This window comes from Hallella colorans, from assembly GCF_003096815.1.
Taxonomy (GTDB): Bacteria; Bacteroidota; Bacteroidia; order Bacteroidales; family Bacteroidaceae; genus Prevotella; species Prevotella colorans.
Genome location: NZ_QENY01000005.1, coordinates 44,790 through 67,653, shown reverse-complemented (window position 1 = coordinate 67,653; position 22,864 = coordinate 44,790). Strand labels below are relative to the sequence as shown.

At 48.0% G+C, this 22,864-nt stretch carries 14 protein-coding genes; 5 read left to right on the top strand and 9 right to left on the bottom strand.

All coding sequences use genetic code 11. From position 1 onward, the window contains the following. Positions 1–109: 109 nt before the first annotated feature. From dxs to C7379_RS03720, 3 genes are read left to right on the top strand one after another with little or no spacing between them, the layout of a single operon-like run. The gene (dxs, locus tag C7379_RS03730) at positions 110–2,005 is read left to right on the top strand and encodes a 1-deoxy-D-xylulose-5-phosphate synthase (RefSeq protein WP_116616092.1); all 1,896 of its coding nucleotides are present in this window, start codon (positions 110–112) and stop codon (positions 2,003–2,005) included. 8 nt (positions 2,006–2,013) lie between these two features. Beyond that, entirely contained in the window at positions 2,014–3,354 is a 1,341-nt protein-coding gene (gene trkA / locus C7379_RS03725) for a Trk system potassium transporter TrkA (RefSeq protein WP_116616091.1), read from the top strand. Further along, positions 3,355–4,812, top strand: a complete 1,458-nt coding sequence (locus tag C7379_RS03720; RefSeq protein WP_116616090.1) for a TrkH family potassium uptake protein — start codon at positions 3,355–3,357, stop codon at positions 4,810–4,812. It abuts the gene before it with no gap. A gap of 160 nt (positions 4,813–4,972) precedes the next feature. On the opposite strand, the gene recA is transcribed toward C7379_RS03720, so the two are convergent. From recA to C7379_RS03680, 8 genes are all read right to left on the bottom strand, one after another. After that, the gene (recA, locus tag C7379_RS03715) at positions 4,973–6,022 is read right to left on the bottom strand and encodes a recombinase RecA (RefSeq protein WP_116616089.1); all 1,050 of its coding nucleotides are present in this window, start codon (positions 6,020–6,022) and stop codon (positions 4,973–4,975) included. Positions 6,023–6,127: 105 nt separating this feature from the next. Then, positions 6,128–7,366, bottom strand: a complete 1,239-nt coding sequence (locus C7379_RS03710; protein ID WP_116616088.1) for a saccharopine dehydrogenase family protein — start codon at positions 7,364–7,366, stop codon at positions 6,128–6,130. A gap of 95 nt (positions 7,367–7,461) precedes the next feature. Beyond that, positions 7,462–8,070: a DUF6621 family protein gene (locus C7379_RS03705; protein ID WP_036892545.1), complete on the bottom strand. Its 609-nt coding sequence runs from the start codon at positions 8,068–8,070 to the stop codon at positions 7,462–7,464. Positions 8,071–8,743: 673 nt separating this feature from the next. Next, entirely contained in the window at positions 8,744–9,973 is a 1,230-nt protein-coding gene (locus tag C7379_RS03700; protein ID WP_165815019.1) for a thioredoxin family protein, read from the bottom strand. Beyond that, complete coding sequence (locus C7379_RS03695; protein ID WP_116616086.1) at positions 9,957–11,474, bottom strand: PKD-like family lipoprotein; 1,518 nt, start codon at positions 11,472–11,474, stop codon at positions 9,957–9,959. Before C7379_RS03695 ends, C7379_RS03700 begins: the two co-directional genes overlap by 17 nt. Before the next feature lie 13 nt (positions 11,475–11,487). Next, entirely contained in the window at positions 11,488–12,186 is a 699-nt protein-coding gene (locus tag C7379_RS03690) for a DUF4843 domain-containing protein (protein WP_116616085.1), read from the bottom strand. 37 nt (positions 12,187–12,223) lie between these two features. Then, a complete protein-coding gene (locus C7379_RS03685; RefSeq protein ID WP_165815018.1) occupies positions 12,224–13,630 on the bottom strand; it encodes a RagB/SusD family nutrient uptake outer membrane protein in 1,407 nt (468 codons plus the stop codon). Positions 13,631–13,639: 9 nt separating this feature from the next. Continuing rightward, the gene (locus C7379_RS03680; RefSeq protein WP_116616083.1) at positions 13,640–16,930 is read right to left on the bottom strand and encodes a SusC/RagA family TonB-linked outer membrane protein; all 3,291 of its coding nucleotides are present in this window, start codon (positions 16,928–16,930) and stop codon (positions 13,640–13,642) included. 1,057 nt (positions 16,931–17,987) lie between these two features. Here C7379_RS03680 and nhaD point away from each other — a divergent pair. Next, on the top strand, positions 17,988–19,349 hold the full coding sequence (gene nhaD / locus C7379_RS03675; RefSeq protein WP_116616082.1) for a sodium:proton antiporter NhaD: 1,362 nt from the start codon (positions 17,988–17,990) through the stop codon (positions 19,347–19,349). Positions 19,350–19,535: 186 nt separating this feature from the next. Here the strand turns inward: nhaD and C7379_RS03670 are convergent, their stop codons facing one another. Next, positions 19,536–20,549 carry an aspartate-semialdehyde dehydrogenase gene (locus tag C7379_RS03670; RefSeq protein WP_116616081.1) on the bottom strand — a complete coding sequence of 338 codons (1,014 nt, stop codon included), beginning with the start codon at positions 20,547–20,549 and terminating at the stop codon, positions 19,536–19,538. Positions 20,550–20,715: 166 nt separating this feature from the next. Between C7379_RS03670 and C7379_RS03665 the strand changes: the two genes are divergently transcribed. Next, a complete protein-coding gene (locus C7379_RS03665; RefSeq protein WP_116616080.1) occupies positions 20,716–22,842 on the top strand; it encodes a cation:proton antiporter in 2,127 nt (708 codons plus the stop codon). Positions 22,843–22,864 lie beyond the last annotated feature (22 nt).

Here is a 22,864-nt window from a genome sequence, read left to right as displayed (position 1 = left end):
AGTGAAAAATATATTTTGCTATGTTGCAAAGGTAGTAAAATAATCGATGTTTAGCCACCATTCTCAATAAAATATAGTATCTTTGCATGGTTATTCCAACAGATTTTCAATGGAACAAGGCAAAAACACACTTTTAAACCAAATCGTTTACCCCTCCGATCTTAGAAAGCTAAACGCTGGTCAACTACCCGAAGTGTGCAAAGAGCTGCGCCAAACCATCATTGACGAGGTCTCTGTTAACCCCGGCCACTTGGCGTCGAGTCTCGGCGTTGTAGAATTGACGGTGGCGCTTCACTATGTGTTCGACACCCCCGAGGACCGCATTGTATGGGACACCGGGCACCAAGCCTATGGGCACAAGATACTGACCGGGCGACGAGAGCGATTTGCCACCAATAGAAAAATGGGCGGCATCAGGCCATTTCCCACCCCATTGGAAAGCGAGTACGACACTTTCACGTGCGGGCATGCGTCCAACAGCATTTCCGCCGCCTTAGGAATGGCGGTGGCCGCAAAGAAAAATGGTAGTGACAATAGGCACGTGGTGGCCGTTATTGGAGATGGCGCGATGAGCGGCGGACTGGCTTTCGAGGGACTGAACAACGCAAGCTCAACGCCAAACGACCTGCTCATCATACTCAATGACAATGACATGTCGATAGACCGAGCGGTAGGAGGCATGGAGAAATACCTGCTCAATCTCGACACCAATGCCACCTATAACAAGTTGCGTTTCAAAGCATCCCAATGGCTGAGCGCCAAGGGTTATTTGGACGATAAGCGTCGCAAAGGCATTATCAGGCTGAACAACGCCATCAAAAGCGCCATCAGTCACCAACAAAACATATTCGAAGGCATGAACGTGCGCTACTTCGGGCCTTTCGACGGACATAACGTTCAGGAGATGGTGCGCGTGCTCAGGCAAATCAAAGACATGAAAGGGCCAAAACTATTGCACCTTCATACCGTGAAGGGCAAAGGTTACAAGCCGGCCGAGAATGCCGCAACCATATGGCACGCACCGGGTAAATTTGATGCGAAAACAGGCGAACGTTATGTTTGCGACACCTCTAACCAACCGCCCAAATACCAAGATGTGTTTGGCAACACGCTGTTAGAACTAGCCCAGAAAAACCCAAAGATAATGGGGGTTACACCTGCTATGCCCACGGGATGCTCCATGAGCATCATGATGAAAGCCATGCCCGACCGGGTATTCGACGTGGGTATTGCCGAGGGGCATGCCGTGACGTTCTCCGGCGGAATGGCCAAGGAAGGGCTAATACCATTTTGTAATATCTACAGCTCATTCTCACAACGGGCTTATGACAATATAATCCATGACTTGGCCATACTTAACCTGCCCGTGGTGATGTGCTTGGACCGAGCCGGATTGGTGGGAGAGGATGGCACGACACACCACGGAGCCTTTGACTTGGCGGCCTTGCGACCCATCCCCAACCTCACCATCGCCTCGCCATTAAATGAGCACGAGTTGCGAAAAATGATGTACACGGCCCAACTTCCCGGGCAAGGCACGTTCGTGATACGCTATCCTCGAGGGCGCGGGGAACTTAAAAATTGGCGCTGCGCGTTAGAAGAGATACCCATAGGAAAGGGGCAAAAGCTATGCGATGGCACCGAAGTGGCGATACTTTCGATTGGACCGATAGGCAACAGGGCCAAGGAAGCCATCGAGAAATCGGGCGTGTCGTGCGCCCTTTATGACATGCGCTTCCTCAAACCCATGGACGAAGACATCATGGACGAGGTGGGAAGAAAGTTTAAGCGCGTCATCACCATTGAGGATGGCGTGCGCAATGGTGGCCTTGGATCGGCTGTTTTGGAGTGGATGAACGACCACAATTATCAACCTAAAATTGTCAGATTGGGCCTACCAGACACCAACTTTGTGGAACATGGCACCGTGCCTCAACTGCAACAGCTATGCGGACTTGATGTTGACTCTATTGCAACGTCTATTTTAAAAACCATGAAATCTTAACGTTTGATATGAAAATTATCATCTCTGGAGCATACGCCATTGGGCGATACTTGGCTCGTCTGCTATCGCACAGCAAAGAAGAACTGGTCGTTATTGACATTGACGAAGATAGATTGGCACGTATCGGTTCAGACTATGACCTGATGACATTGCAAGGATCGCCTTCGAGCGTCAAGATATTGAAACAGGCTGGCATCGAAAACACTGACCTTTTCATTGCCCTTACACCCAACGAGGAGGAAAACATAAACAGCTGTATCATTGCGCACGCACTCCATGCCAAGAAAACCGTGGCACAAGTGAACGACGAGGAATTTATGATTGACAGCGTGCGCGACATGTACAGGGACCTCGGCGTGGACCAGCTGATTTATCCAGACATACTTGCCGCCCGAGATATTATCAACGGATTGAAGATGTCTTGGGTACGACAGAGATGGGATGTGCACGACGGAGCGCTCGTGATGTTAGGCATTAAGTTGCGCGAAGAATGCAAAGTGCTCAACCAACCACTGCACAAGCTCTGTGGACCTGAAGACCCATACCACATCGTGGCCATCAAACGCGGCAACGAAACAATCATCCCCGGCGGAAAGGATGAACTGGAATGTTTTGACCTCGCCTACTTTATGACCACCCCACAATACATTCCCTACATCAGGAAAATAGTAGGAAAGGAAAAATACGTAGATGTCAAGAACGTAATGTTCATGGGTGGAGGCACCACCGCTGTTAGAGCGTTGCAAAACCTTCCAAAATATATGGGGGCTAAAATATTTGAGGTAAACGCCGACCGTTGCGAAGACTTGAACGACCTATTGGACAGCAATGTGTTGGTCATTCATGGAGACGCTCGCGACGTATCACTGCTCATCGACGAGGGTATCAGGAACACCGAGGCCTTCGTCGCACTTTCGGGCAATGCCGAAGCCAATATCCTGGCGTGCCTCGCGGCCAAGCGTCTCGGTGTGAGAAAGACCGTCGCGATGGTAGAAAACGTAGACTACGTGAGCATGGCCGAGAGCCTTGACATAGGCACCATTATCAACAAGAAAGCCATCGCGGCTGGCCGCATATACCAATTGATGCTTGATGCCGACGTGCTGAACATCACCTTTATCATGTCTGCCAATGCCGACGTGGCCGAGTTTGTGCCAAAAGAAGACTCGAGAGTAACCCGAAAGCCGGTCAAAGATTTAGGATTGCCAAAAGGCATCACCATCGGAGGCATCGTGAGAAATGGCGAGGGTATGCTCGTGTCGGGCAACACCCAAATCCAAGCAGGTGACTCTGTAGTGGTATTCTGCCACGATGTAAACTTAAAAAACATCGAAAAGCTGTTTATTTAAATGGTTAATTTTCGAATCATATACAAGATTTTAGGGACCCTTCTCTTCATCGAAGCCGCGCTAATGCTGCTTTGTTTGTTCATGGCCTTGTACTTTGGCGAGGACGACATTTTTACATTCACGTCGTCCGTCCTTATTACATTGATTGGCGCTTTCACGTTCAGATATTTCGGACAGAACTCGGGCGACACGCTTTCACGTCGAGATTCGTTTCTCGTGGTCACGTTAGCGTGGATCGTCTTTTCTGCTTTCGGCACGGCTCCTTTCCTTATTGGTGGCTATTTGCACACTTACACCGACGCTTTTTTTGAGACCATGTCTGGGTTCACCACCACTGGAGCCACTATTATTGACAACGTGGAGGCGCTTCCTCACGGCATATTGTTTTGGCGTTCGCTCACTCAATGGATTGGTGGTTTAGGCATTGTGTTCTTCACCGTGGCCCTGTTGCCATCGCTTGTAGGCGGTAGCACCAAGGTGTTTGCAGCCGAAGCCACCGGACCTATCAAAACAAAGCTGCACCCAAAACTATCCATGAGTGCACGGTGGATATGGATAGTGTATCTCTTTATCACCTTTGGCTGCATGGCATGCTACATGACTTTTGGCATGGACTGGTACCAAGGCGTAAACTACGCCATGTCGTCGGCGGCCACTGGGGGCTTTTCCATTCACAACAATAGTACCGAATTTTTTAATTCGCCAGCGTTAGAGTACACCACTACATTCTTTTGTTTCTTGTCTGGTGTCAATTTTACGTTGCTCTATGCCATTGCGACCAAATTCAAATTCAAGCAATTTTGGCAAAACACCGAACTGCGATTTTACCTCTACATAGTGTTAGGCTTCACGCTTTTCATCATGCTCGAGCTTATTTACAAAAACGGTTATGGCATCGAGCGTGCCTTTCGGTGTGGCATTTTCCAAGTGGTTTCATTCATCACCACTACCGGCCTTTACAACGACGACGCCGGACAGTGGCCACATGTCACGTGGGTTGTCCTGTCCATTTGCATGTTCATAGGAGCATGCTCGGGCAGCACGAGCGGTGGTTTCAAGGCCATTCGGGCAGTAATGGTAGCCAAAGTTGTGCGTAACGAGTTCACGCAGCGATTGCATCCCAAAGCCGTATTGCCACTCAAGATTAACGGTCAGAACATTCCCAACGCCCAGCGCGTGTCGCTATTGGCCTTTCTCACTGCCTACTTGCTGTTGCTGTTGCTGATGGCATTTATCATGATTGCGATGGGTATAGACAACACCAACTCCATCACCATCTGCCTGAGTTGCTTGGGCAACGTAGGACCCACGTTGGGCGTGGAGATTGGTCCAACCATGTCATGGTCTGTCTTGCCCGACTTCGCCAAGTGGATGTGCTCCATCATGATGCTCATTGGTCGCTTGGAAATATTTACAGTGCTGATCATCCTAACCCCATCGTTCTGGACAAGGAATTAGACTGCCGACACAAGTGCCATGCCATGCCGACATTGACACCCCGACACGCAAAAGGCCTCAACACGGTAATATCACCGCATTGAGGCCTTTTGCGTATCGAGCATGCGTGCGCTCAAATCACCAAGCGCGCGCTCAGCTCAGCGCATCGCAGACTTTTGCGTCATTCCATTTTCTCTCTAATTGCGTTCATGATGAGCTGTTCCAACTCATCACACAATTCGGGGTTGTCACGAAGCATACTCTGCGTGGCATCGCGCCCTTGCGCGAGCTTGGTGTCGCCGTAGCTATACCAGCTGCCACTTTTCTGGATTATGCCATATTCCACACCCAGATCCACTATCTCTCCTATCTTGTTGATACCCATACCAAACATGATATCAAACTCGGCTCTGCGGAAAGGAGGAGCCACTTTGTTCTTCACCACTTTAACCTTGGCATGGTTACCCAATACGTTATCGCCGTCCTTGATGGGGCTAGACTTTCGAATGTCCAAACGAACAGAAGCGTAAAACTTGAGCGCATTACCTCCAGTGGTGGTTTCCGGACTGCCAAACATGACGCCTATTTTCTCGCGCAACTGGTTGATAAAGATGCAGCAAGTGTTGGTTTTAGATATTGTGCTGGTAAGCTTGCGCAACGCCTGGCTCATCAACCGAGCTTGCAGGCCCACCATCGAGTCGCCCATCTCGCCGTCTATTTCTTTTTTTGGCGTGAGCGCGGCCACTGAATCGATTACCAAGATATCCACGGCCGAGCTGCTAATGAGCTGGTCGGCTATCTGCAAGGCCTGCTCGCCATTGTCGGGTTGAGAAATCCACAGATTGTCAACGTCTACGCCAAGTTTTTCGGCGTAAAACCTGTCAAAGGCGTGCTCCGCGTCGATAAAAGCTGCTATGCCACCTTTTTTTTGCGCCTCGGCTATGGCATGAATTGCCAGCGTGGTCTTACCAGACGATTCCGGGCCATATATTTCTATAATCCTGCCACGTGGATAGCCCCCCACGCCCAAAGCCACGTCAAGACCAATGGAACCCGTCGGGACAACATCCACGTCTTCTATGCTCTCGTCACCCATGCGCATGATAGAGCCTTTGCCAAAGTCTTTCTCTATCTTGGACATGGCAGCCTGCAGGGCTTTGAGTTTAGCCTCTTTCTCAGTCTTTTGTTTAGCCGTGTTGTCGGCGGCTGTTTGTTCTTCTGTTTTTGCCATAAATATTTTTTGTTCAAGGGCGGCCTGTCATTTCATGTTCGCGCCATGTCGCATCGGCGAGGCATGGCCTACGGTTTCAAACCACCTGTTAATATCATTGTTTTCTTATAGTTCAAGGTCCGAGTCGTGCACCTCGTGCCAGGGCAAACCCTGCTCTCCTATCACCCTCAAGAATGGGTCCGGGTCAAAATCTTCCACGTTCCACACGCCGGGTTTCTTCCACAGGCCTTTCACGAACATCATCGCGCCAGCCATGGCAGGCACGCCCGTGGTATAACTCACGCCCTGCATGCCCGTCTCGTTGTAAGCGTCTTGATGCTTGCAGTTGTTGTATATATAATAGGTGCGCTCCTTGCCATCCTTCACGCCACGTATGCGACACCCTATGCTGGTCTCGCCCTCATAGTTTTGGCCGAGGTCTTGCGGATTGGGCAACACCGCCTTCAAGAATTGCAAAGGCACAATTTTCACTTTGACCATTTTTCCTGAGCCATCGGCGAGCGGCGCCTCGTATTCTATCTCGTCTATGCGGCTCATGCCAAGGTTCTGTATACAGTCAAGATAGGTGAGGTATTGCTGCCCGAACGTCATCCAGAAGCGCGCGCGCTTAATGGTGGGATAGTTTTTGACAAGGCTTTCCAACTCCTCGTGGTGCATGAGATAGCTGTCGCGCGGACCTATATTAGGATAGGTGATGTCTTGGTGCACGGCCAGAGGCTCTGTCTCTATCCACTCGCCATTCTCATAGTAAAGTCCTTTCTGCGTAATCTCCCTGATATTGATTTCGGGGTTGAAGTTGGTGGCGAAAGCCTTATGATGATCACCGGCGTTGCAGTCCACAATGTCGAGATAATGAATTTCGTCAAAATGATGCTTGGCCGCGTACGCCGTGAAAGCCTGCGACACGCCGGGGTCGAAACCACAACCCAAGATAGCCGTGAGGCCTGCCTTCTCAAACTTCTCCTTGTATGCCCACTGCCAACTGTACTCGAAATGAGCCTCATCTCGCGGCTCATAGTTGGCCGTGTCAAGGTAGTTGCACCCGCATGCCAAGCAAGCCTCCATGATGGTGAGGTCTTGGTAGGGCAGCGCGAGATTGATTACCAACTGCGGTTTGTAACTATCGAAGAGAACTTTCAACTGTTCCACGTCGTCAGCGTCCACCTCCGCGGTCTTAATATCCATGTCGTAGCCTTTGGCGTGGATGTCAGCCACCAATTTGTCACACTTCGCCTTGCGGCGGCTGGCAATCATAAACTCACTGAAAACGTCCTTGTTTTGGACAATCTTGAAAGCGCAAACCGTGGCCACGCCACCGGCTCCAATCATTAATACTCTACTCATTATTTTAGCTTTTTTATTTCTGACAACACGTTAACCACACTTGCCCCACGGGCCATGACAACGCACGCAAGAGGCTATCGCCCACCGCGCAAGCCTCATTTCAGTTCGTCAGCCATGATACCCATGGCGTTCATGAGCGAATAGCCCAATATCTCCTGCCTGAAATTACCGCCCTCCATGGGCTGCATGGCAAAGAGAGTGGCACGCAATCCATCGGGCGCGCCACGCAACTGATGACGCAACTCGTCATAAACGTCGCCCCGCTCTGCGTTGGGCACCACCATCAAGCGTTTCACCTCAGGGTGCTCGCGCACCATCTTCACGATGTCGAGCATATAGTCGTCTTTCGAAACCACACTACCCACGGCGTACGAATTGACCAAGAACTCGCCCAACTGCTCATCTTTGAAAGCCCGCGCGCTAAGCTCGCTGTCGTACACCGATGGACGAAAATTGTCCAAGGCGCGTTTGCCCTCGTCGTGAATCAGCACCACCTGCGTTTCGTGCGACAGTCCGTCTTGGCGCAGCCCGCCATCCAAGGCGATATTCACGACCCAACGACTAAGGTCTGCAGGCGGAATAGCGCGGCCTATCATACGCTCAAACTGTACCGTCAACTGGAATGCCACATAGTCTATGTAATCAGCGTCGGCGATAATCATGTTTTCGCTCAACTTGACATTGCTTGTTTCTTGCAAATTCATATTGCAAAGATAACTTTTTATTTTGATTGTCACAAGCGATTGACCGAAAAACAAATACGCACTCTAAAATCAACCGACAGCTCGTCTCCATGACACACTTCATGCCATCTGGCGAGACTGTAACATACCTCGAAAACAACCAAGAAAAGTCCACAATGTAAAAATAATTGGTCTATAATAAATTCTTCCGTTATCCACCATCATACCTAAAAATCTTGAAAATGGCATGACTTCTCTACCATTTCCTTCCTCAAAAATAGCCACCGTTTTGCGATTGGTATCTAATGGGGTCGCCTTCAAGTGCTAAACGCAAGGCGAATGAGCCTTTAACGCACTGCGTATAAGGCTTAATCGCCTTGCGATTAAGGCCTAATCGCAAACCGATCTCAACATTATGCCACCAAGGTCTCATGGCCGCCATTCATAATGCGCTGACAATCCATGCCTTACAAAAACGTTGTTTTTTGCCGTTTTTCGGTACATTTGCCTTGTTTTGGGACATTTACGTGAGATTGATGGGCCTTTGTCGGTTTATTTCAAGGACATTTAAAAGCCCGAACCACACATGAGCCATTGTGTGGTTCGGGCTTCCCTCGAGACGCGCCACGCCCTTTACATTGTTTGGATGGGTGCCATTGGGATATAAGGGCATGGCGTTAAATCACGTTGAAAATTATTTTTCGTCTATGTGTATGCGTCGCAAATTCAGTTTGGCATATACCGCCGAGCTGAGCGCTGGCTCTCCATAGAAAGGCAGGTTGGCGAGCAGGCGATAGGCCGCTTGGTAATCGTTGCCGAGTGCCCGCGCCGCCGCCTTGTAAAGCAACGTGCACTGTGAGGGCGCCATGCGAAAGGCACGGTCGGCCAATTGGCGCATGTCGGCTACCTCCTCGGCAGTGCGCTTATGGGTGTCAACAAAAAAATCGGCAAGGATAAACGAGTATATCATCTCCGAGTACACGTTGGGGAAATGGCCTTCGTGCGCCAATCCTATCGCCAGCGCTCTCTTGAGCGCGGGGGCATAGGCCTTTTGCCGCAACGTTCGCTCCATAGTGAGAATGTCACTATACATTTTCTTGTTCGGGAAGTCGGTCACCTCGACGATTGATTGACCTCTGTTGAACTCGACAACATCCTCCGTGCTGTTGATCATGGGCACGCGCACGAGGTTCATGTACATTTTCTTGCCGAAGTCATTGCCCAAAAGTTTTTGGTAAATATCGTTGTGCTTGGCCAATGCCAGCCACACGCTATCGTCCCTGATGGTATAGGTGAACCATTGGAGTAACTCGCCTACCCCCTTGGTGGCTATCTCTTGCTCGGTCAATCCGCCAAGATATTTGTTAAGATACGGACGCACAGAGTCTGGATAAACCTTGGCCACGACATCAAACAGGAAATGCCTGACAAAATCTAATGACCGTTCCCCACGCTCCCACTTAGCGCGGTCGGCGACATATTGACGCGAAAACTTAGAGCGCAAAGCCTGTTCGGACACACTGATGAACTCGTCGGCGGGGTAAAACCCTGACTGTGTGTCATAAAGATTACCGTCAGCATCCAACCAAAAATAGGTGGGGTAAGCGGACGCCTTGTACAATTTGAAAAAACCATGCGCGGCCTCTTTCTCTGCGTCTAAGCTCAGGGCGACGAAGTTATTGTTGATATAATCGCCCACTTTAGGCTGCGTGAACACCTGTTTAGCCATTTTTTTGCAGGGCGCGCACCATGTGGTATAGACGTCAACAAAAATACCTTTACCCTCGGCGCGAGCTTTATCCTTGGCCTCTTGCCATGTCAGGCGTTGGAACAAGACCTGCTGGGCGTGTGCCATATAGCCGCACACGGCAAACATCAGGAGCGTCAATAGTCTGTGCCTCATCTGTTTAATACCTGTTTTCAAAATCCAATATTTTATCTCCAACAGCATCAAATTGGTGCTTCACGGCAAGTTTTAAACCACCGTCAGTGCTTATCTCCAACATGACAAAACCGGCCTTGCCCGTCTGTTTGGCCTTGTCTTGATAAGCCACAAGCAAGTAGCCATGACTCCGGTCTATCTCGATATGGTTGATATTCTGCCCCACTGGAAGCTCATAGACCTTTTGCCCCGCGTTGTTGATCGCATTGTAAAGGTACAAAGCATTGCCCGAGGCGTAAAACATATAACCCGGAACCTTGGGCGAACAGGCAAAAGTAGTGGCTGCGTCTATCCCTTCAGAAGTGATGACATCATTGCCCATATCTTTGAAGTAGGTGTCGGGCTCGGCGTTCTCAACCCAAAAGCCTATGCCCATCCTCAATAAATGGCGCTTGCCTTGTGGCGTTTGGAACACCCCCATATACTCTCTCGCGCCTGTGGCACTACGCGCGGAGATGTTGGCATAAAGGCAAGTCATACCAACATTGTTAGGATCGAAGAAGCCTCCTGGCTCGTAAATCACGTCCTCAGAGCCACGTATCAACTCCATAAAAGCCGAAGCGATGTTATAAACGGAGTAAAAACACATGTTTTTGTTATCGTATAGGATGATGCGCGCGGGGTAATCATCGTGTCCAACCTCCGGATCGCCGAAATCAGCGTTGCCTGCTATCTCATAAGTTTTGCCCGCGACACTGAGATTTGGCTTGACAGTGGGGTTGGGTATCATGCTGTTGGTGGCTCTATCGTAAGCCAATCCGTTGTCAATGAGATATTCGCGCATGTTAGCTTTGTAATAGGCTTGTGGTTTAATCTCATCTGGCGCGGCAAAAAAGAAATCCTTATAGTCGCGCGTTTTTTGCATGGTTGTAGCATCCAAGAACACGCCACCCTTTTGGTCTTGGCACAAAATCAAGACTTCATTGGCTTTCTCGTCACTGTATTTGTTGAAGTAAACCCTTTGTGGACGCTGCCCAATGGTACCGCCTTCGTTCAGTTTGCCATAGATATCGGAGATGAGCTTGCCACGCTCCTGACTCCAAAAACCAAGTTCGGCACTGCCGTTTTTCTCATAGAGCACCATGATACCGTTTGTAAACTCGTTAACCACATTGATAACAAATTGCTTTTTATAGAATATGCCGGTTTTGTTATCGACGGCCTTGAAGACCACCGTGTGTTTGCCGGGAATCATCCCAATCTTGACATTGAGGTCCTTTTGATGCGACAGTGTGTCCGCATTATACAAGGTGTTCGTGTCGTACGTAATCCAAAAGTAGCTAAATTGGGAGAGGTCATTCTTAGTCGTGCTGATAACAGGCGATATCTTTAGGTAATCGTCCACATAGACATTGTTGTACTCATCGGCTATGCCGGTGATGGCTGCCTCATTGAGTTGAATGAAGTTCTCGTTCGTATCGTCGTGTACACATGAGGTCAACACGAGCGCAAAGATCGAAAATAATATAATAATTCTTTTCATTTCTGTTCATTTTTTAGAGTGGAGCCCAGTCTGCCGTAATCCAAGTTTTTGTATCTTCATCCCACACGGGGGTCTTCAGTAGATAGTTGTACACCATTCTGCCGTATGACATATAGGTCTGTACCTTGGTGCGATCCCATGTGGGTGGGAAATCCTCACCTTGCAACATGATGCAAATGCGGTGCTTGGCTTTGGAGTATTCGCCATAATAGAAAGACAAAGGCATGTCCCAATAGGTTGGCTTGACCAGCTGATTGGTGATGATGAGTTTGGCGCGAAGTCTGTCACCGTAGCCAAGATTGAAACTTTCGTTGGGTACAATGTTCAGTGTCAAAGACACGTCCGACTTGTCCAAGCCTTTGTCAAAGACTACGATCTTGATATAAGTTTCCACTTTTCCCGCGGGCAGCGTAACCATACCATGCAAAGCTTCGTATTGAAGACCCGCTTGCGCCGTAGACGACGGATCTACATTAAAAGCTATTTTTCGGTCGTAACTGGTAGACTCACCAATGATTTTGACGGGTATGAGCACCGTGTCTTGCTTCAATTTTCCCGACGCGAAAGAATAAGCCATACTATCGGCCGCGGTCAATGAGCTGAAATAAGCACTTGCCTTTTGACCGAATTCCATCTGCTCGTTCTCCTGACATGCGGCGAATAGTAACAAAAATGTTAGTATATATAAACCGCTAAAGATTATTCTTTTCATAAAGTGCGATAGTTTAGAGGGTATAATAATGGAATAATCATTGTTGTATGAAATAAGTATTTTCCTTTGGCAAAGGTATCACGTAGACTGCTTCTGGTTTCTCTATGCCTCTTTGCAGTATTGGAACTATCTTGTTATTCAATCTTTTGTAAGCATAAAAAAGCTGGCCTTCCCCTATGAACTCTTTGGCATATTCTGCCAATAAATGCTTGTTCATATTGGCTTGCGTTAACGCTTCGCTTGGCAATCCGCGATGATACAACAACTCATTGTAGTACTTATTGGCCGTCGTTATATTGGGTGCGGTTTCGGTGGCGATAAGATACATCTCGGAAACCTTGATTAAAGGTACGCGCTTGGAGCTGTTGTATTTGACAATTGTAAAGTTATTGCCAGTGGTGCCCAGCCACCATTGACGCCTGTAATCCATGTCCAACGTGGATGGGAAGACTCTTTTAAGTGTGCGTTTATTAAGCGCGAGAAAATTGTACGCGCGCTCATCCACGACAAAATAATTATCCACGATATCATCTTTCAAGCCGGTATGCTCCAACGAAAAGATATTTTCCCTAACAAAACCATTATCTTCAGAGCTTTTAATTTCACTACTGGTTATCAAAGGGAAAAGGCCCGAATCTATTACCTCCTTGGCATATTGAAATGCCTTTTCCTTGTCTTCGGGATGCCCTCTATATAGCAGCACCCTTGCCATCAATGCGGTGACGGCATAGTAGTTCATACGAAACTCACGTCCTTTCCACACTCCCTCCAACGCTTTTAAATCATAATTGGCGTGCTTTGGACCATATGGGTCAACATCCTTAAGCATTTCACGAGCCTCGACGAGATCTTTCACCACTCTGTCTAAAACCTGTTCCGTAGAAAGTTGGGCGTACAGAGCGTTGGTGAATTGGTCCACATAAGGTATCGCTTTTGCCTGCAAGCCATCTGTCATGGATGGTGAAGGGGCAAACATACGTAGCAAATCAAAATGCAAAAAAGCCCTTATTCCTAATGCCTCGCCCTTTAAAAGCGCGTACACTCCCGTAGAAAAGACGTCTTTTGACTTATCTATTCTATTGACGAGACTGTTCACATTGGCTATGACATTATATTGATCTTTCCATATCTCGTCCTTTCTTTTTTCTTCTTTAGTGTTGGCATAGTCGTATTTGGCGGCGTAATAAAAGCTATTTTGGGCGTTGTTGGCCGTAGAATAATATTGGGAAAGACAGTCTAAATAGGTCATGGTGAGTTGTGCTCCATAAAGGTTTTTACTTTTCATTGAAGCATAACAGCCTATCAGAGCATCTCTATATCCCTGCTCATTATTGAGCAAATCGTCTGCCTTCAACTCTGATTTAGCAGAAATATCAAACCAATCCTCACACGAAGTAAGGGTTATTGCAAGTGCCGAAACACATATAATAAATATCTTTTTCATACTCATGGTTTAGAAAGTAAGTTGTGCTGACAGAGCGTAATGATGCGCGTAAGGGTATGCAGTACCCATCTCTCTATGTATGGATGACGTGTACAGGAAGTCATTCGCGGTAAACATCAGTTTGAGATACTGCGCTCCAAAGATTTTAATCCAGTTTCTGTTAAATGTGTACGCGATGCTGAGAGACGTACCTCTAAGCAAGTTGTCTTTCTCCACAAAACGAGATGTAGGCTTGGTTGTGGTTAAATCGTTAATTCTTTTGAATTTCGCAGACACGCCGGGCGTGGACCAACGATTGTACAATGCCCTCCTGTCGACGTTGAGATACGGATTTACATTCTCCACCTTATCCACCAAAGTTTGGTTATAAGCATATCCTCCGAACCTATAATAGAATATCGAGTTCAATTCCCACCCTTTGTAATAGGCGTTCAATCCGAACGTACCCACCAACTTAGGATCGGTCGATTTGTAAGGCACGTAGTCTTTCTCGCTCCATGCGTTGGTGTAAGAGCCATCTTTTTTGATGAAGATCTCGTTGCCAGTCGCTGGGTCGATGCCAGCCGATGGCACCACCCATATCGAGTTGATAGACGCTCCCTCGACATACCTCACGTACGGTTTAGACGACGCATCGGCATCGGCGTGGGCATTATACGAGCTTAACCCTGACGAAATCTTGCGCAACTTGTTCTTATAATGCATACCATTGGCAAACAAATTGAGCCGAAAGTCCTTCGTTCTGATGACAGAAGCCTTGACATTAAACTCAAAACCGCGGTTCTGTGTCTCACCCAAATTTTCTTTGTAAGCCTCAAATCCCAAATAGTTGGCCATTGTCACATCCACCAACAAGTCTTTTGAGTTCTCGACAAAATAGTTGAAATATCCACTCACATAATGGTTGAAGAGCTCAAAATCTATACCGAAATTATTTTTTTGCGTACGTTGCCATTTCAGGTTATCATTGCCATATGCCTTAATTATCGCCCCAATATAATCTTGATAAGACAGCGCACTCATGTACTGGTACATCATCATGGACTGATATGGGTAGAAATTTTGGTTGCCCGTGAAACCTGTGCTCAGCTTGAAGCGCAATTGGTTTATCATTTTGTTGCCCTCCATGAAACGCTCTTTGTGCAGGTTCCATCCTATGCCCGAGCTCCAAAACGCGCCCCATCGTTTGTTACTTCCAAAGATAGACGAGCCATCCGCTCGTATCGAAGCATCCACAAAATATCTGTCATCATAGCTGTAGTTGGTGTTCAACAAGAAGCCCATAAGACGCGTTTTGGTAGCATACCCTCTAACATGGTCGCCTTCTTTAAAGTTGGCGCCCAACGAAGGATGGTCCAAAGCTTGGTTGGCGAAACCATAAACGGTATAAGAGTTATAGTCGTCGTTGGTCTCTTGGATGTTCCATCCACCGTTAAAGCTCACCGCATGCTTCTCTTTTAGAGTTGTGAAATAAGACAATATGATATTGCCATCATAATTATTAGTAACCCGATTTCCTTTGGTATAGCTGCCTTTATTTTCTTTTACGTTGATAAAGTCGGTATGGTCGGCCGACTTGAACACATCCATGTTTCGGTTGATTCGTTCCAAAGAGAAGTTGCCTTTGAGCTTCAGTCCCCGCATAATATCCCACTCCACGCTGAAATTGTTTACAAAATCGTCATACACCGTCTTGTCATAGGCATTGAGTGTGGTGTTGTACATGGGGTTCACAATTTGCGAAGAGCCCGTGGCCGTATTGTTGACAAACAATATTTTCTTCAATTTTCCTAATTCGTCATAAGGGTAATAATAAGGATTCAGGTTCGTATAGGTTCTGAAAGAGCCATAGGGCGATTGTGTTGACGAAACATTGTCATAGGTAATTTCGTCTCTGAAACGCAAGTTCTTATAGTTGTATTGCAATTTGATACCCGTTCCGATGCGGGTTCTTCCGGAGCCTTTCATCACACCTGCGGTATTATTATAGGTGAAGTTCACGCCATATCTGAAGTTGTCGCTGCCTCCCTCGAGCTGTGCGCTGTGTCTGTTAGTGATGCCTACAGAGCGCAACGGTTTTGACAGCCAGTCTGTGTCATACCCCTTGGTCACCAGTTTCAATCGTTCGTTGTAAGTTTCGAGATAGTCCTCCTTAACGTATATGGCTTTGCTTCCATAGTATAGTCCGGCCATATCTTCATATTTAAGCTTTTCGCGAGCATTCAAAAGGCTATAGTTGGACAGATCGGCAATCTCAAAATCGACACTACCGGTGTAGTTTAGCTTAAGTTGTCCCGGTGTAGGTGCTTTGGTGTCAATGATTACCACACCGTTAGACGCTCTCGAACCATATATTGCTGTGGCCGAAGCGTCTTTGAGAATGGAGATATTAGACACGCGGTTGGGGTCCAAATCGTATATCTTTTCAACACTCACCTCAAACCCGTCAAGGATAAACGTGGGCAGGTTGGCTTTACCTTTATACTGCTCATTGAGAAGGTTGGCATCCGTATTGGGCAGCGAGTTGACACCACGCACCTGTATGTCAGGTATATTGTTTGGGTCAGAGCCCATAGACAAATTCTCCGTGAGATTGAAAGAGGGGTCCAAAGCGGCTACCGTAGACAGCACGTTTTGGTCTGAGACCGACCGCAATTCAGATCCACTGAAACTTGTTACCGCTCCGGTGAACGTCTGTTTACGCTGCGTGTAATAGCCTGTCACTACCACATTTTTTAAGGACAGCTCATCACTTTTTAGCCGCACGTTCATCATGGCGGCAACTTTTAGCCTCACTGTGGTGGCACCAATATAGGATATTTTGAGATATGCGCTCTTAGGCACCTCTTGCAGCACAAATTTTCCATCTATATCGGTAGCCACGCCTTGGTTAGTTCCATCAATGACAACCGTGGCCCCCATTACGGCCGACCCATCGTCATCCATCACCACCCTACCCTTTACTGTTGGCAAGATCTTGTCGTCACGTTGGGCGCGCACCACCTTTACCGTAAGTCCGTCCACCGTATAGCCCAACGGCTTGTCACCGATGATATGGTTCATGGCTTCTATTATCGAAGCCTTTTCAAGTTTTCCGCTTGCGCGGTATTGGCTTACATCATCATAAGAGAAGCTGATTTTGTAGCCTGACACACTCTCCAAGCGCTTAAAAACAGTGGGTAAGCTCTCGTCTTGATAGCTAAGCGTTATTTCATGGTTTTGCGCCATGACATGGCATGGCATAAGAAAAAACAGCATCGCCATGACGACAGCCCATAAAAAATGATGTTTTTGTTTCATTTCTTGTCAATTTTGGTTATTGTAACATCCATATATTATATACGTGCATAGATACCAAATGGTCACTTTGATTTAACGTTTCATCAAAATATATCGTATTGTAGATTTATTTGTCGATTAGTTCAATTTAACCTTGTCGCAGGCATGGCACGCAGCACTCGCCATCAAGATTACTGTCCATACAAGGAATAATTGGAAAAATGGCAACATTGCTACCACCGTCACGCTGCCCCGGCATAGAAATACCAAAAACCCTTATACAGACACCACGCTTCGTGCATTCAAAGTTAATAAAAAATTCTCAAAATGTGGAAAAAATTCTATATTTTTATTGCACAGTGAGCGATTTTTTCATCGATAACGATTTTAAATGATAGATTTTTGCCTTAAAACCAAAGTTCCTGACAAAGCAAATAGCAAGATATACCAAGAACAGCCTGCCGATGTTAAGAAAAAATCATAAAAAAAGCATCATGATTTTCTATCGAAATAGCCGACAGTTTTTAGGCATTCGAGCCACACACCGCATTTTTCGGAGCAAAAAAAAATTAAAACAAGACTATAAAAAAAACTTGGCGAGACGATTAATGCTTAATCGTAACCCCTTTAGGCTCTAAACATGGTGCGAGAAAGACCTAATTACAATGCGATCAAGTATTAATCGCGACACGAAAGAGCATTAAACGCAACAGTTCTCACAACGGTTTCTCATCTCTTTTTGCAGCTATCACGACAACATCTTCATTTACAAGCACATAGAAAATGTGCTCTATTTTCAGCTTATTTTGGACAAATACATTTTATTTTTCAAATAAGCCAAGCATTTGAGAGCTTTTGTCAGGTATTTTCAAATACTATTTTCCAAGACGTCTTGAAAGGCTTGGCACAATTAATACTCATCGGGCAAAATACCGTTAGATGGTAATTTAGAATGGCACACAAATAATTATTTAATATTTTAGTCGTTTGTGTTAATAATTTATTTATCTTTGCAATACCTCTCTATGGGCCTACTGGCTATGGTAGGGATTTCCAATCATTATAAATTTAAATTTTCATGTCGACTTTAACAATTGCGATTATCATCACGTTCTGCGTGGGCTATTTTCTGATTGCTATCGAAGGCGTGACCAAGGTGAACAAGGCTGCCATAGCTTTGTTGATGTTTGTGCTGTGCTGGACACTTTTCATGGTGTCACCGGGAAGTTATATGCCGGGATTTTCCGGCCCAGAATTGGTCAACGAGGTGAGCGCGGCGATAGAGCGCCACTTAGGCAGCACGTCTACCACGCTGTTCTTTCTGATGGGCGCCATGACCATCGTGGAGATCGTTGACCAAAACGGCGGGTTCAATTGGGTGCGCGATGTGATGAAGACCAAGTCTAAACGGGCGCTGCTTTGGCGCATAGCCTTCATGACGTTCATCCTCTCGGCCATCCTCGACAACCTCACCACGAGCATCGTGATGATTATGATACTGCGCAAATTGGTGCATGAGCACAAAGACCGCATCGTCTTCGCGTCACTCGTCATCATAGCTGCCAACTCTGGAGGGGCGTTCTCACCAATTGGCGATGTGACCACCATCATGCTTTGGAACAAGGGTGTAATAACAGCCTTGGGTGTCATCACAGAGATATTAGTGCCCTCGTTGGTATCCATGGTGGTACCTGCTTTTATCATGCAATACGCTTTAAAAGGCGAGCTTGACAACCAAACCGAAATGCACATGGACAGCGATTACGAGTTGTTGGATTTTACCAGTGGCCAGCGCAAAGCTGTTTTTTTCATTGGCGTGGGTGGTTTGATGCTCGTGCCCGTATTTAAAAGCATCACCCACCTGCCACCATTCGTAGGTATATTACTGGTCCTCGGTATACTATGGGCTGTCACCGAGATATTCTATAGAGGTGCGACACAGACCGAAGAACAGCAAGGAAGCCTGAAGCGCGTAACCAATCTGCTACATAATATCGACATGTCCACCATTCTGTTTTTCCTCGGCATACTGATGGCCGTGGCTTGTTTGGAAGAGGTGGGCGTGCTCACCACCGTGGGCGAGGGCTTGAACGTGGCCTTCAACGGCAATCACTATGCCGTTACTGGCGTTATTGGCCTACTCTCAAGCATAGTCGACAATGTGCCTTTGGTGGCAGGATGCATGGGTATGTACCCCGTGGCACCCACTGGAGACATGGCCGTTGATGGTATCTTTTGGCAACTGTTGGCCTACTGCGCGGGCGTGGGAGGATCGATACTCATCATCGGATCGGCCGCCGGCGTGGTTGTGATGGGACTGGAGAAAATAACGTTTGGCTGGTACATGAAGCACGTCAGCTGGATTGCTTTGGTGGGTTACTTGGCTGGAATATTGTCCTATTGGCTTCTCCGCACATACCTATTGGTTACCCCGCTGTAAGAATCGTGCCTCCTAAATAGCACCGACGCAACCATCATGCGAAAGCATGCTTGCGAGCAAAACCCCAACTTGCCATGTTCAAAGGTAAACGCGCACGGTTTCGCTCAAGTGTCAAAAAATCTTGTCCCCACACGCGCCATCAACAGGCGGGTATGGGGACAAGATTGGTAAATGGGAGGACAAGGTCTATTTCAGACTGCCCGACTTGACGAGATACTCGCCTATCTGGATGGCGTTGAGGGCGGCTCCCTTGCGTATCTGGTCGCCGGTGAGCCACAATGTGCAACCATTATCATCGGCCAAATCCTTGCGAACACGGCCCACATAGACATCATCCTTGCCCGCACTCTCAAGGGGCATGGGATAAACATAGTTTTGTGGGTCGTCCACAAGTGTCACGCCGGGTGCCGACTGCAACGCGCGGCGTATCTCCTCAACACTGAGCGGCCGCTCTGTCTCAAACCATACGCTCTCAGAGTGTGAGCGCAACGAGCTGACACGCACGCAGGTGGCACTGGTGCGCACGTCTGAGTGCATGATTTTTTGGGTCTCGTTGAACATCTTCATCTCCTCTTTTGTGTAGTCGGTCTCGGTCATCTTGTCTATCTGTGGGATAACATTGTAAGCCAACTGGTGGGGGAATTTGCTAATCGTGGTGACCTTGCCATGCTCCACCATCTCCTTATACTGCTGCTCAAGCTCTGCCATGGCCGCCGCGCCGGCGCCACTTGCGCTCTGGTAACTGGCCACGTGTACCTTCTTGATATGCGACAAACGCTCTATGGGATAGAGCACCACGACCATCATAATGGTGGTGCAATTAGGGTTGGCAATGACCCCGCGTGGGCGATCGAGGGCGTCCTCTGCATTAATCTCTGGCACCACCAAAGGCACGTCATTGTCCATGCGGAAGGCGCTGGAATTGTCTATCATCACCGCGCCATACTTGGTGATGTCGCCCAAAAACTCTTTGCTCGTGCCAGCTCCAGCCGACGTGAAAGCGATGTCCACATCCTTGAAATCATCGTTGTGTCGCAAGAACTTAACCTCATAGTCCCTGCCCTTAAAGCTATACTTTCTGCCAGCGCTACGCTCTGAGCCAAACAGCACCAAATCGTCTATCGGAAAATTGCGCTCTGCGAGTATTCGCATGAGTTCCTGACCCACGGCGCCACTGGCCCCAACAATTGCTACTCTCATCTTATAATACTTTTAAATATTAAAACTACGATGGGCAAAATTACGATTTTTCAACGAATAAGGGGCACAATATGAAAGTTTTTTGCCAAGAACATTTACTATCGACGACAACTTGCCACGCTATTGGAAAATAATTGCTAACTTTGCAAGAAAGTAACGAGCCTTCATGTCGCACCTCGCATCATACTTCCCCATCACCGACCCCACCCTTATTTTTTTTGTGGTGCTGCTCATCATCTTGATGGCACCTATCATCATGGGCAAGCTGCGCATACCCCACATCATAGGCATGGTGCTCGCTGGCGTACTGATAGGCCAATACGGACTGAACATTTTGGACCGAGACGCGTCGTTCGAGCTGTTTGGTCGCGTGGGACTTTACTACATTATGTTCTTGGCCGCGCTCGAAATGGACACGGGAGGGCTCAAGAAAAACAAATACAAGACACTCGTTTACGGTTGTCTAACCTTTTCCATCCCTTTCGTAACGACCTATATTATAGGTGTCAAGGCATTGGGCTACACGGGCACGGCAGCCCTGTTGCTGGCATGCATCATGTCGTCAAACACGTTGGTGGCATATCCGATAGTGGGCCGGTACGGCCTGCAACGCAAACCAAGTGTATCCCTTAGCGTGGGTGGCACGATGATAGCCCTGCTCGCCTCGCTGATTATTCTGGCCACGATCGTGTCTGCCCACCATGGCAACAGCGGAGTGGCGTATTGGATATGGTTTGTCGTAAAATTTGCTTTATATTGTGGTGGGCTGCTGTTTTTCTTGCCACGGCTCACCCGATGGTTCCTGCGCCGCTACAGTGACGCGGTGATGCAGTTCATCTTTGTGTTGGCGGAAATGTTCTTAGGAGCGGCGCTGGCCGAACTGGTGGGATTGGAAGGCATCTTCGGCGCTTTCTTCTCCGGTTTGATTCTCAACAGATATGTGCCACATGTATCACCGTTAATGAACCGCATCGAGTTTATCGGCAATGCGCTTTTCATACCATATTTTCTCATAGGAGTGGGCATGGTGATAAACGTGAGGTTGCTGTTTGAGGGTGGTGCCATTATCTACGTGGTGTTTTGCATCGTGCTCTTTGGCACGTTGGGGAAAGCCATAGCGGCGTATATAGCATGCCACGCGTTTAGGATGCCACTGTCGTCGGGACACATGATGTTTGGCTTGACATCGGCACATGCGGCCGGTGCCATCGCCATCGTGATGGTGGGCATGAGGCTGAAAGACGCCATGGGCATGCCACTCGTGGACGAGGGAATGCTCAACGGCGTGATGATAACGGTGCTGCTCACCTGCGTGATTTCATCGCTCGTCACTGAACGGGCGGCGCAAAAGATAGTGCTGCGCGACAAGGAAATGCCACAAGAGGAGCGCAAGGGCGATGACGAGCGCATATTGGTGCCCGTGAAATATGCGGAAGATGCGAACAGGCTCGTGCAACTGGGCATCATGATGCGCAACGCCAAGCTGAACCGTGGCTTGGTGGCGCTGAACGTGGTGTACGATGACGAGCACATGCGCCGCAACCAAGAGCGAGGACGGCAACTGCTGGAACAGGTGTCGCGCTACGCAACCGGCTCAGACGTGCTGCTGCAAACGCAGGTGCGCGTGGCGGCAAACATAGCCAACGGCATCAAGCACGCCTTCAAGGAGTTTCAGGCATCGGAGATTGTCATAGGCATGCATACCCGCTCGGATGAGTCGCCAAGGTTTTGGGGACAATTTCACCAAAGTCTTTTCAATGGGTTGAGCAACCAAATAATCATGGCGCGCATCATGCACCCGCTGGAAACACTGAGGCGCATACAGGTGGCAGTGCCATCGAGAGCGGAATATGAACCGGGATTTTACCGATGGCTGGAACGGTTGGCAAGGATGACGAAAAACTTGGAATGTCGCATTCAGTTTCACGGCAGGAAAGAAACGCTACAGATGATTCATGAGTTTGTGAAGAACATACACCCCGAACTGAGGGCGGAATACATAGTGATGGAACACTGGAACGAGCTACCCAAGCTGGCGGCAACCATCGCGCAAGACCATCTCTTCGTGGTGGTAACGGCAAGAAAAGGCACGATGTCGTATAAAAACGCTCAGGAGCGACTGCCAGAGGAACTGACAAAATATTTCTCGGGCAAAAACTTGATGATTATTTTCCCCGACCAATACGCATACGACGACACCACATCAATGACGTTCGCGGCACCACAGCACACTGAGGAACGCTCGGCATACATGGAATTGCACGACTGGATAAAAGACAAGCTCAACGCCTAACCTATCGCCAGTGTCGGCGACG